Here is a 10616-nt window from a genome sequence, read left to right as displayed (position 1 = left end):
TGTGCAGATCCGTCCCGCACAGGGTCGTTTTGGACATTTTCACGATGGCATCGGTGGGGGCGGCGAGGATCGGCTGGGGGCACTGCTGCAATGCTTTCTTGCCAGGGCCCAGATAAACGAGCGCTTTCATGGGACGAACTCCGTAAGGGAGCAAACAGGAGGCCTCCACCCTAGGCTTGCTGGCGTGAAGGCGGCAGGCTCGGAAATTACTCAGTCAACGGTCAAGGACCGAACGCGCATGAGCAATATCAGCAGGCGTGCCGTGTACGATCAGTACGTATTTATCGGCCTTGAGCGCTGTGTCGTACTTGATCACGTCGTCCTTCGTCGCACCGATGCTCATGAAGGCTGCGCCCAAGGCCGATAGCCCACCTACTACCGCGGCGCCTTCCAGCGCGCCCACCAGCATCGCCACGAACGGCCCCGCCAGCGCGATCACCCCGAGCCCTGGCAGGAAGAACACCGCAGGCGCCGCCAGCAGGCCCCAGATACTGCCCCAGAACGCCCCCGTGCCACCCCAGGTTTTCATCCGGTCGCCCAGGGAATAGAACCCTATGGGGTGCTCTTCACTGTGGTATCCCTTGCCCACGATGGAGAGTTTCTTGACATCGAAACTGGACGTGGCAAGCGAGCGGATCGCGGTTTCTGCCTCGGCATGGGTGTTGAAGATGTAAGCGAATGAGCCTTGAGTAGTCATGGACATGCCTTCGGGAGTGACCCGCCTAGTAAGAAACGACAATGTTGTTCACCACGTTCTGGACGCCGGCGGTACTCCAGGCCGAATACCGTGCCAATTCCCGCTCAGGCCAGCTCTTGACGGTGCCGCTCAACGTCACGTCAGCACCATGCACCTCCACGCGAATCGTCGCCGCATCGGCAATGGCTCGACGTTTCATCGCCGCCTCTATGTCTGACTTGACACTGCCAACCGTGACTTTGGTCTTGATCACGATATTGTTGCTGATGCCTTTCACCCCCGTCAGGTAACGAAGGGCGTTGGCTGCCTCCTGGCGCTGGTACTCCCACTCCACTTCGCCCGCCAGGATCAACCAACCGTTTTCAACCACGACCTTGACGGTGTCATTGGCCCAGTAGGTCTTCCACTGCAGTGCACCAGCGGCTGAGGCTGCGATCTCTGAATCGCTGCGCCGATGAGGCCCTGCCAACTTGACATCCATGGTCACCGCCAGGGCCCTGACACCCGACACGCGCTGCGCAGCCTGTTCAGCATTCCATTTCTCGGCATAACTGTCTGTCTGGCCCGCCAAGGTCACGACGCCATCCTTGACCTCGACACCGATCTGCTCGGCATTGACCGAAGGTTCCCAGCGAAGCTCCGAGGTAATATCGTCTTTCAATTGTCTATCGGTTTTCATGATCGACGCCTTTGCCAGTGAAGGAGAGATGACACCGCGCGATACCATCGCCGGTTGCCTGAGAAAACCTACTCGGCCTGTTCAGCGATGGGTAGCATCGGAAAATACTCATCTGGAACCAGCACGGCGGCGCCCTCGAACCGGCCGGCGCGCAGATCGGCAAGGGCTTGGTTGGCCTGCGTAAGCGGGTACAGGTGGGTCCGTGTGACGACACCCACGTCGGCAGCCAGGCGCAGAAAATCGATCCCATCCTGACGGGTCAGGTTCGCCACCGAGACCAATTGCCGCTCGCCCCATAGCAGCTCGTAGGCAAAACCCGGAATCGGGCTCATGTGAATGCCCGCGCACACCACTCGCCCCCCTTTTTTCACCGCCCTGAGCACAAGCGGAACCAAAGTGCCGTCGGTAGCAAAGATAATGGCAATGTCCAAGGGATGCGGCGGCGGCTGATCGGAGCCACCGGCCCATTGCGCACCCAGTTCACGGGCAAAGGCCTGGGCAGCGAGGTCCCCGGGCCGGGTGAAGGCATACACGATGCGCCCCTGGGCAATCGCTACTTGGGCCACGATATGAGCGGCGGCACCAAATCCGTACAAGCCCAGTACCCTGCCGTCGCCAGCAATCATCAAGGCGCGGCCACCAATCAGACCGGCGCACAGTAGCGGAGCCAGGGCGGCATCCGTCCCCTCCTCACCCAGCGCAAACACGTACTGGGCGTCGGCGATCACTGACGTGGCAAAACCACCGTCGCAGGTGTAGCCGGTGAACAAGGGTCGATCACACAGGTTCTCTCTGTGAGCGAGGCAGTACGGACAAACCCCGCAGGTATGCCCCAACCAGGGCAGCCCAACTCGCTCCCCAAGCGCCAACCCTGCGACACCCGACCCGATCGCCTCTATGCGACCGACCACTTCGTGGCCGGGAATGATCGGGATCACAGGGGCGGACAGCTCGCCATCTACCACATGCAGGTCTGTGCGGCATACGCCGCAGGCCGTCACGTGAATGCGAACTTGCCCGGCGCCAGGTGGGCGGTCAGGTAACTGCGTCCACTGCAACGCGCTGCCAATTGCATTCAGTACCATTGCGTGCATGAGTTTTCCTTCCCGCTTGCGGTACGGCGGGTGGCGGGGTTTCAAACCAATGGTTCAGCCAATAAATCAACGATCCCCTCGGCAATGATCATGCCTTGGCGTCGAGCTTGACTCAGACTTTGATACACCGTGTGATCACACTGTATTTTGAGGTGGTGGTGTTTTCGGCTGGGAAACTTGATCGTGATGTCCAGCCCCTTGGGTATCAGGTCATGCTGCTTGCGCCACAGAAAAACAATCTTCGCCTTGGTACCATCGGAATGGACATACAGCATGTCATGGGGATGTTTTGAGGTTTTGCTCATCTCATTCAACCTTGAGGTCAGCCATCACGTCGTTACCGTCAGGCACAATGGGCTTCATTTTTTATCAAGCATTCGGCTGGCCCGCTTGTTGGCCGCGTCGGCCGATTGCTGGGCCTCCAGTGCCGCCTTCAGGGCTTGTTCAGCCTTCGTGTAGGCTTCGTTGGAGCGCACTCTGGCCCCTTCCGCCATGTCCTCGGCGCTGCTCAGACGTGAATCCAATTCCTGAGTGCGGTGCAGGTCACAGCCCGAAGTCAACGCAACGGCCAGCACCAAGGCCAACGAGGTAGTCACGGCAATTGTGTTCATGATTGCTCTCCACGGCACAGGGGTAAGGGGGGTTGAGCTGAGCGATGATCAATCGGCTACGGTCAAATGATCGAACACCTGCTTTACCCCTGCGGTATTCCAGGCCGAGTGGCGCGCCAGGTTGCGATCTGACCAGGTCTGCACCTGGCCTTCCAGAGTCACCTGCGCACCATTGACCGAGACCGTGACATCCACAGTCGAGTCAAAGCCGCGACGTTTCAGCGCGGCCTTTATTTGCGCCTGAACGTCCTCGGAACAGACCATTGGCTTGACCGTGAGGTGATTGAGTATGCCGCGCACCCCAGCGAGGTGGCTGAGCGCTGCAGCTGCGCCACGTCGCTGATAGTCATGCTCTACTTCGCCTTGCAGAGTGATCCAGCCATTTTCCACCACCAGGTTCACGGACTCGGTGGCGATATGGGAAGACCACAGCAAGATATTTTCAGCAGCCAGCGCAATATCGTAGTCGGTGCGCTCGCTCAACCCAGGCAGATGAACATCGATGTCAATGACCAGTGCGCGAACCCCAGCCACTTTTTCCACCGCCTTTTCGGCGTTCCACTTATCGACGAAACGCTCAACGTAGCCGTTCAGCGTAACGACCCCATTCTTGACCTCGACGCCTATCTGCTCGGAATCGACCGAGGCATCCCAGGTCAATTCGTCGACCACATCGATCTTCAGTGCTTTATCGGTTTTCATCATCACGCGCTCTGAATGCCACCATTGGCAATACCTGCACGGTAGTGACCTACCCGAAGGTTCGACAGAGTCGGAATATACCCACGCCCCCTTTGATCGGAATTCCCAAAGCAGGCGTGCTTGAAAGGAACCAAAGGCGCTTGCCAGCGTGTCTAACGTGTTAACCAGCTCTATGACCGAGGGAATGACCATGCGTCGTGCGACCGGCCCTCCCCTTGAGATCCTGGGCGCAGGGCATCAACTCCATCGAGAATTCCAGGCCCTGCTGTCCCAGGCCGCTCCCCCCACGCTCTTCCTGGACGCCAACCTCAACATCCTCTTTTTCACTCCTGCCACGACCGCCCTGATGAACATCCTGCCCGGCGATATTGGTAGACCGTTGGCCGATTTGAATGGCTTAGCGCTGGGCGAGGAGGTAATGACCGATGCGATGGCAGTCCTGAGTGATGGCAACGCCCGGGTAAGGGAAGTCTTTCGTTGCGATTCACCTTTTTTTGAACGGCGGATAACCACGTGTGCGACGCCTGGGCTTTCAAGCACTGGCCTTATGGTCACTTTTACTGACCGCTCAGTACTGAACTGCTTGACCCATGAGCTCACTCAGGCTCGCCAGGAAGTTGAGTCAGGTAACACCAGCCATCTGCAGGTGCTGTCGGCCTTGAGCCATGACCTGCGTCAGCCGCTGCAAACGCTGAAACTGCTGCAGGCGCTTTTGAGCGAGGCGGCCAATGATGCCCCGGCCCGCCAACTGGCCGAGCATATCGGTGACACCTTGACCTCCATGGCTGCCATGATCAATGCAATGGTCGAGCAATGCACGCCCGCGGCCTATTCACCCATCAGCGCCATGGAGGATCAGCGCTCGCGCCCTGCGCCCCCGGGGAAGGCGCTTTCGGATGCGCTGATCGACTCACTGGAGATTGCGAGCGACGCCCTTGACCCTCACCGTGGCCTGATCCTTCTTGTGGAAGACGACTGCGATCTTTTGAAACTCTTGGGGGCGTTGCTGCATCACCAGGGCTATGAAGTCTCGCTGGCCCCGAATGGCGCCGCCGCATTGAGCTGGATCGCTCATAGTGGGCTAAAGCCGGACCTGGTCCTGACCGACTATCACATTGGGGGCGCCATGAATGGGGTGCAGCTGGTCGACACGCTGCGCAGTCAATGGCACCCGGCAGTGCCTGCTATCGTGCTGACCGGAGACGTATCGCACCAGACCGCCGAGTACATAGCCGCGGCCGGTTGTTCCCAACTGAACAAACCGACCAAGCTCAAGGAGTTGATACAGCGCGTCCATTCCATGTTTGCCCCAGTGCCCAGTGAGCCACTGGCGCCTCCTTCAAACCACCCAACCAGCAGCATCGTCTATATCGTGAATAGCGACGAAGTATTGCGCGACACGGTCCGGCATATTCTGCAGGCCGAACATTACCAAGTGCGCGACTTCCCCAGCTGCGAGGCATTTCTGATCGACTACTTGCCTCATGAACATGCTTGCCTGCTGTTGGACGCCTGCCCGTCGGGCATGAACCCGATAGACATGCTGCGCGACTTGCGCGGCCACGGCGACCTGTTGCCCACCATCATCATCAGCGGCACTCATGACATATCGATTGCCGTCGAGGCCATGAAGGCCGGTGCCTGGGATTTTATCGAAAAGCCGTTTGACCGTAACGAAATTCTCGACAGTATCAGCCACGCAGTGGGGCGTTCACACCATACCCACAAAATGCTGGCCAGCCGCCAGGAGGCCATCGGTTACATCGCCACCTTGACAGTACGCCAACGCCAGATTATGGACCTGGTATTGGCTGGGCACCCCAGTAAAAATATTGCCGTGGACCTGGGCATCAGCCAGCGCACCGTTGAAAACCATCGGGCCTCGATCATGGCCCGCACGCATTCGCGTTCCATCCCGGCCCTGGCCCGCCTGGCACTGGCCGCCGACCAGCGGGCGGACGAAGGTTCATGACCGCTTCCGGTGCCATGGCGTTGATTGGCGCGCTATTCGAGACTGTTCATGACCGAGTATCAGTCGCGCCGAGGCTATTTCGGCTGCGTTATGTGCGCTATCAGACAGAACTATTACCTACCCACTGGCAGGCTGACGTTGGGTCGCGGAGCCCAACAGTGGTACCCGTTGCGCCGGAGCCCTTCCTGCGATCGTTTTGATGAGCGATGAGTACTCATGGCAAGTGATGAAAGGCGCAGTGCAACAGTGCTCAAGGCCGTGGGCAGTGGTACGCAAAACGCTGCGCACGAGGCGGTGGTGCTGGCGTTCGTTCTAGAAGAGATGAACAAGGTCCTTGCCCCCATTCTTGGCCCGGTGGCAGTGGCAGCGCTCTACCGCCGCTGTCTGTATCTGTGTGCAGCAGCTTACCCCTGTCTCGAGTCGCTGCAGTGCCAGGACGAAACACGGTCGATTATCGCCGGTATCAAAACCGTGCTCGCCGAACATACCACCAGCGAGGCTCGCCAGATGGCTGAAACAGTGATCAAAACGTTCTGCACGTTGTTGGCTTCCCTGATCGGTTCCACGCTCACTGAACAGCTGGTGGGCGAGTGTACGGTAGTTTTTTTGGAGCGAAACGAACACAAGAGCGGCGAGCCATGAGCACCAACGTAGAGATCGCGCGCTTGGCCACTGGCGTGCCAGGGCTGGACGAGGTATTGGGGGGTGGTTTGCCGGAGCTTTCATTCAACCTGATCGCCGGGCCACCCGGCAGTGGCAAGACCACCCTCGCCCATCAGATGATGTTTAGCTTGGCAACACCCGACCGCTGCGCCTTGTACTTCACTGTGCTGGGTGAACCACCGCTGAAGATGCTGCGGTATCAGCAGCAGTTCGAGTTCTTCCACAGTCAGGCCATCAACCACTCGGTACGCTACATAAACCTGTCATCCGATACGCTGGCCGGAGGCCTGGACGAGGTACTGCGACGCATCGTGGCAGAAGTGGAAACTCATCATCCGGCATTGGTATTCGTCGACTCCTTCCGTTCCGTGGTGCTGGCGAACCTGCCCCCGGCAAACCACATCAGCAGCCTGCAGCAATTTGTACAGCAACTGGGCGTGACGATGACCAGTTGGCAGGCCACCACCTTTCTGATTGGCGAATACGTTTCCAACACCGAGGGCAATCCCATTTTCACGGTGGCCGATGGCTTGATCTGGATGGAGCAGAACGTACAACGCAACTCGATGGTACGCAAAATGCACATCATGAAAATGCGCGGCCAGGCCACGTTGCCAGGCCTGCATTCGTTCCGCATCAGCCGCAAGGGCATTACAGTATTCGCCCTGGCGCCCATATTGTTACAGCCACGGATCGAACCGTCTGCGCCTCGCCCGCGCTTGAGGACAGGTATCGGCGGCCTGGACGAAATGCTTGGCGGCGGTCTACCCCAAGGCTACTCGATGCTGGTGGCCGGCCCATCCGGATCTGGCAAAAGCATCCTGGCGGCCAGCTTTCTGGCGTTCGGAGCGCAACAGGGTGAAAAGGGCGTGATCGCCGTGTTCGAACAGCGCCCCAATTATTCACAGAGTCCGGCGCTGACGCAGTTGATTGAATCCGACCAGGTGGGCTTGGTGGACAGCCGTGCAGCCGACTTGTCCATCGATGAAACGGTTCATTTGCTATTGCTGGAGATACACCGGCTCAACGCCGTACGCGTGGTCATCGACTCGCTCTCCGGTTTTGAACTGGCCTTGGCGCCCACGTTCAGGGAAGACTTTCGCGAGTCACTGTCGCGCCTGGTGAGTGCGCTGAACCAGGCTGGCGTCACGGTGCTGCTGACCTGCGAGCTTGAGGACCGCTATACCGACCTTCGTTTCAGCCCTTACGGCACCGCCTTCCTGACGGATGCGATCGTCGTGCAACGCTATATCGAGGTCGATAGCCGGCTGTTGCGGGTGATGGCGGTGGTAAAGGTTCGTGCCAGTTCGCACTCCAACGAACTGAGACGTTACGACATCAATGATGCTGGCATTCTGGTGGGCGCCCGGCTCGATAATCAGGAAGGCTTGCTGGGCGGCCACCCGTCGTACAAGGTTCCCACCCTATCATGACTCCCCTTCCCGACCTGGCGCAATTGCTCGCGGCGAATGAACAACTGGTGCTGGGGATGCTTCGAATCCAATTTCAGGCTCAGGCGGCTGATACCGCGTTGCGGGAACTGACCCGGTTTGCTGAACTTGACGAATTGACCCAACTGCCCAATCGCCGCGCATTAACCAAGCGCCTGCAGGCCGCTATCAGCCACGCGCAGCACGGCGGTGACGGCTTTGCCTTGCTGTTTCTGGACCTGGATGATTTAAAGTTCGTCAATGACAGCGAAGGCCATCATGCTGGGGACGAATTACTGAATACCACCGCGGACTGCCTCTCCAAGTGCCTGCGCGATAGCGATACGGTCAGTCGCTACGGCGGCGACGAATTTGTCATGTTGGTGCGACCTTGTGCTTGTCGCGAAGACGCTGTCGCGTTGGCCCGGGACATCACCTTGCACTTGGGAATGGAGCGGTACATCGGTGGCCAGCCATTGCGCATTGGCGTGAGCATAGGAATCAGCCTCTACCCCGAGGACGGCACGGACTCATCCTCTCTCCTCAAGCAGGCAGACGCTGCGATGTACCGGGCCAAAAAGTCAAAGACTGCCCAGCCGGCGCTCTCGCGGAACATGGCCCGTCGCCTGGGCCAGATGCGCGAGGCCAATGAAGCACTGGTGTTGGCGGCACTGAGTGCGCAGCAATCGGAGTGGCGAATTGGAGAATCGCTGCGCCAGGAAAGGCTCACCCTGGCCAAAGTGGCGCATGAGCTACGCCACCCCCTGATGCCGCTCAGCCTGATCGCCGAAACGCTAGCGTATGCCAGCCAGGATGCGCTGCCTGAGGTAGGGGGCATTATCGAACGGCAGATCGAACACGTGAAAAGGCTGGTCGATGATTTGATCGACGTGACGCTCGCGGTCAATGGGAAGATGTACCTGGTCCAGGAAACGCTCGATTTATCGCAACTCATCCAGCACGTCATCGAGGCGTGGGCGCCAACGATAAAAGCGAAAGGTCAGGCCCTGGAACTACAGTTGAGCGCCATTGCCGTGTTCATTGACGGCGACCCCTTCCGGCTGACGCAGATGCTGTACAACCTGTTGGGAAACGCCTCTAAATTCACCCCGGTAGCCGGTACCATTGGCCTGTCATTGACGACGGCAGCCGGCAACGCACGCATCGTGGTATCCGATGACGGCAAAGGGATCTCGGCGGCGGCGTTGCCGAGGATCTTCGAGCCGTTCATGCAGGACCAAACGGCACTTGATGGCTGCAACACCGGACTCGGCATAGGCTTGACGGTGGTACGGGAAGTGGTCGACGCACACGGTGGCAGCGTAAAAGCCAGCAGCGCCGGGCCGGGTCAAGGCAGCTGTTTCCTTGTTTTGCTACCGCTGGCTGCCCCTGTGGCTTAGCTTAAGCGGACGTCGGGGGCACGACGATGATGTTATTCACCACATGCTGAACCCCGTGCGTATGCCAGGCCGATGACTGAGCCAGCGCCCGTTCCGGCCATGTCGCCACGGTACCGGCGAGTGTCACGTTCATGCCGTCCACGGTGACACTGATCTCATGGGCATCTTCGATTGCCCGACGCTTGAGAGACTTTTCTATATCGGCCTGAACGCCGCGGACCGATAAGGCTGGCCGCACCACGATTTCGTTGCTGATGCCTTTGATCCCAGTGAGATAACGCACCGCATAAGTTGCTGATTGCTTCTGGTATTCGTGCTCAAGTTCGCCGCTCAACACCAGCCAGCCGTTATCGACACTGACGTCAACCGCATGGTCGGCCAAGTAGTCCTTTTCTGCCATCGCAGCCCTGGCCGCCTGTTCGATATCGCCATCCTTGCGCTGGCTTGAGAATGCGAGTTTGACTTGAAGGTGGTCTACCAGCGAAAGCACACCCGAGACATGGCTTGCGGCCGTCTCCGCGTGCCATTTATCTGCATAGTGGTACACCTCGCCCTCCAAGGTGACCACACCGCCGACAACGTTTACCGTGATGCGATCTGCATTGATCGAGGACTCCCAACTCAACTCGGCAATGATGTCGCTTTTCAATTCTGCATCCGTTTTCATGGCGCTCACCTCCCACATGCAAGGGTACATACAGCACATTAAGACGATACGGCCAGCCCCATAAGGCTCGGAAAATACCTACGGCCAATGGCGGTCAAGTGCGGCAGGACGTTTCGTCGGGCGATGTGGACATTGGCAGCTTGCTGACCACCGTCGTCGGCACCTATCTGGGAGCGACCGAACTTGAAAGTTTCAAGCAGCTTGCCACCCTTCTGTCCAAGGATCCCAGCGATGCTGGAACCCATGATTTCATGACATTCTGGTGGAACAAGGCCAGCACCAAGGACGGTCGTACAACGGTTGCGTTTGGGCCGATCAAGAACGATCAAGGAATGGCGTCGGTAACCGTCGTCTATCTGGTGTTGGATGTCGAATTCACTGACTGGCACTCGTTATTTATCAACTACCACCATGAGGGAGTATTGATCCACAGCGCAGCCATCACCCTGGATCTGGATATGCAGGTCTACGCTAAAAATGAAACGGCAATCTTCAACGCCATTTCGGGCGCGATCGCAAACCATATCAAGACGCAGGAGCTAAGTTTCGACTGATACCCGACTGATGCGGGCTCCAGCACCTGTTTTACCTGCTGGGGCACCGCTATCTGACTTATCCATCAAAAAACGTCATGCCTTCTTCGAATCCCCCGCCAGACGTCATATGCATTGGCCGCTTCCCCACCCGACTCGTAGAGTAAA

12 protein-coding genes are annotated in these 10616 nt (G+C 58.5%); 5 read left to right on the top strand and 7 right to left on the bottom strand.

The genetic code is table 11. From position 1 onward, the window contains the following. Positions 1-214 precede the first annotated feature (214 nt). The 6 genes from QBK88_RS30300 to QBK88_RS30275 form a co-directional block, all read right to left on the bottom strand. Positions 215-697 carry a hypothetical protein gene (locus QBK88_RS30300; protein ID WP_277964980.1) on the bottom strand — a complete coding sequence of 161 codons (483 nt, stop codon included), beginning with the start codon at positions 695-697 and terminating at the stop codon, positions 215-217. A 25-nt stretch (positions 698-722) separates the two neighbouring features. Next, the gene (locus tag QBK88_RS30295) at positions 723-1376 is read right to left on the bottom strand and encodes a BON domain-containing protein (RefSeq protein WP_277964979.1); all 654 of its coding nucleotides are present in this window, start codon (positions 1374-1376) and stop codon (positions 723-725) included. 68 nt (positions 1377-1444) lie between these two features. Beyond that, positions 1445-2470: a zinc-dependent alcohol dehydrogenase family protein gene (locus tag QBK88_RS30290; protein ID WP_277964978.1), complete on the bottom strand. Its 1026-nt coding sequence runs from the start codon at positions 2468-2470 to the stop codon at positions 1445-1447. 41 nt (positions 2471-2511) lie between these two features. Next, entirely contained in the window at positions 2512-2775 is a 264-nt protein-coding gene (locus QBK88_RS30285; RefSeq protein WP_277964977.1) for a hypothetical protein, read from the bottom strand. A gap of 54 nt (positions 2776-2829) precedes the next feature. Continuing rightward, the gene (locus tag QBK88_RS30280; protein ID WP_277964976.1) at positions 2830-3081 is read right to left on the bottom strand and encodes an Lpp/OprI family alanine-zipper lipoprotein; all 252 of its coding nucleotides are present in this window, start codon (positions 3079-3081) and stop codon (positions 2830-2832) included. A 48-nt stretch (positions 3082-3129) separates the two neighbouring features. After that, entirely contained in the window at positions 3130-3786 is a 657-nt protein-coding gene (locus QBK88_RS30275; protein ID WP_277964975.1) for a BON domain-containing protein, read from the bottom strand. 187 nt (positions 3787-3973) lie between these two features. Here QBK88_RS30275 and QBK88_RS30270 point away from each other — a divergent pair, with 187 nt between their 5' ends. From QBK88_RS30270 to QBK88_RS30255, 4 genes are all read left to right on the top strand, one after another. Beyond that, a complete protein-coding gene (locus tag QBK88_RS30270; protein WP_277964974.1) occupies positions 3974-5755 on the top strand; it encodes a response regulator in 1782 nt (593 codons plus the stop codon). A gap of 216 nt (positions 5756-5971) precedes the next feature. Further along, positions 5972-6397 carry a hypothetical protein gene (locus QBK88_RS30265; RefSeq protein WP_277964973.1) on the top strand — a complete coding sequence of 142 codons (426 nt, stop codon included), beginning with the start codon at positions 5972-5974 and terminating at the stop codon, positions 6395-6397. Next, positions 6394-7851: an ATPase domain-containing protein gene (locus QBK88_RS30260; protein WP_277964972.1), complete on the top strand. Its 1458-nt coding sequence runs from the start codon at positions 6394-6396 to the stop codon at positions 7849-7851. The genes QBK88_RS30265 and QBK88_RS30260 overlap by 4 nt, the downstream gene beginning before the upstream one ends. Next, positions 7848-9248 carry a diguanylate cyclase domain-containing protein gene (locus tag QBK88_RS30255; RefSeq protein ID WP_277964971.1) on the top strand — a complete coding sequence of 467 codons (1401 nt, stop codon included), beginning with the start codon at positions 7848-7850 and terminating at the stop codon, positions 9246-9248. The genes QBK88_RS30260 and QBK88_RS30255 overlap by 4 nt, the downstream gene beginning before the upstream one ends. A gap of 1 nt (position 9249) precedes the next feature. Here the strand turns inward: QBK88_RS30255 and QBK88_RS30250 are convergent, their stop codons facing one another. After that, on the bottom strand, positions 9250-9915 hold the full coding sequence (locus tag QBK88_RS30250) for a BON domain-containing protein (protein ID WP_277964970.1): 666 nt from the start codon (positions 9913-9915) through the stop codon (positions 9250-9252). A 98-nt stretch (positions 9916-10013) separates the two neighbouring features. Here QBK88_RS30250 and QBK88_RS30245 point away from each other — a divergent pair, with 98 nt between their 5' ends. After that, positions 10014-10469 (top strand): hypothetical protein, encoded by a 456-nt coding sequence (locus QBK88_RS30245; protein ID WP_277964969.1) that lies wholly within the window; start codon positions 10014-10016, stop codon positions 10467-10469. Positions 10470-10616: the final 147 nt, after the last annotated feature.

The organism is Pseudomonas sp. RIT-To-2 (assembly GCF_029623465.1).
GTDB lineage: Bacteria > Pseudomonadota > Gammaproteobacteria > Pseudomonadales > Pseudomonadaceae > Aquipseudomonas > Aquipseudomonas silvicola.
This window is presented reverse-complemented; position numbering and strand designations above follow the sequence as displayed.

Bases quoted from the DNA above. Each gene is read 5' to 3' on its own strand.
- QBK88_RS30250 (WP_277964970.1), bottom strand. From the start codon at position 9,915: ATGAAAACGGATGCAGAATTGAAAAGCGACATCATTGCCGAGTTGAGT.
- QBK88_RS30270 (WP_277964974.1), top strand. From the start codon at position 3,974: ATGCGTCGTGCGACCGGCCCTCCCCTTGAGATCCTGGGCGCAGGGCAT.
- QBK88_RS30275 (WP_277964975.1), bottom strand. From the start codon at position 3,786: ATGATGAAAACCGATAAAGCACTGAAGATCGATGTGGTCGACGAATTG.
- QBK88_RS30260 (WP_277964972.1), top strand. From the start codon at position 6,394: ATGAGCACCAACGTAGAGATCGCGCGCTTGGCCACTGGCGTGCCAGGG.
- QBK88_RS30285 (WP_277964977.1), bottom strand. From the start codon at position 2,775: ATGAGCAAAACCTCAAAACATCCCCATGACATGCTGTATGTCCATTCC.
- QBK88_RS30295 (WP_277964979.1), bottom strand. From the start codon at position 1,376: ATGAAAACCGATAGACAATTGAAAGACGATATTACCTCGGAGCTTCGC.
- QBK88_RS30290 (WP_277964978.1), bottom strand. From the start codon at position 2,470: ATGCACGCAATGGTACTGAATGCAATTGGCAGCGCGTTGCAGTGGACG.
- QBK88_RS30280 (WP_277964976.1), bottom strand. From the start codon at position 3,081: ATGAACACAATTGCCGTGACTACCTCGTTGGCCTTGGTGCTGGCCGTT.
- QBK88_RS30265 (WP_277964973.1), top strand. From the start codon at position 5,972: ATGGCAAGTGATGAAAGGCGCAGTGCAACAGTGCTCAAGGCCGTGGGC.
- QBK88_RS30255 (WP_277964971.1), top strand. From the start codon at position 7,848: ATGACTCCCCTTCCCGACCTGGCGCAATTGCTCGCGGCGAATGAACAA.
- QBK88_RS30300 (WP_277964980.1), bottom strand. From the start codon at position 697: ATGACTACTCAAGGCTCATTCGCTTACATCTTCAACACCCATGCCGAG.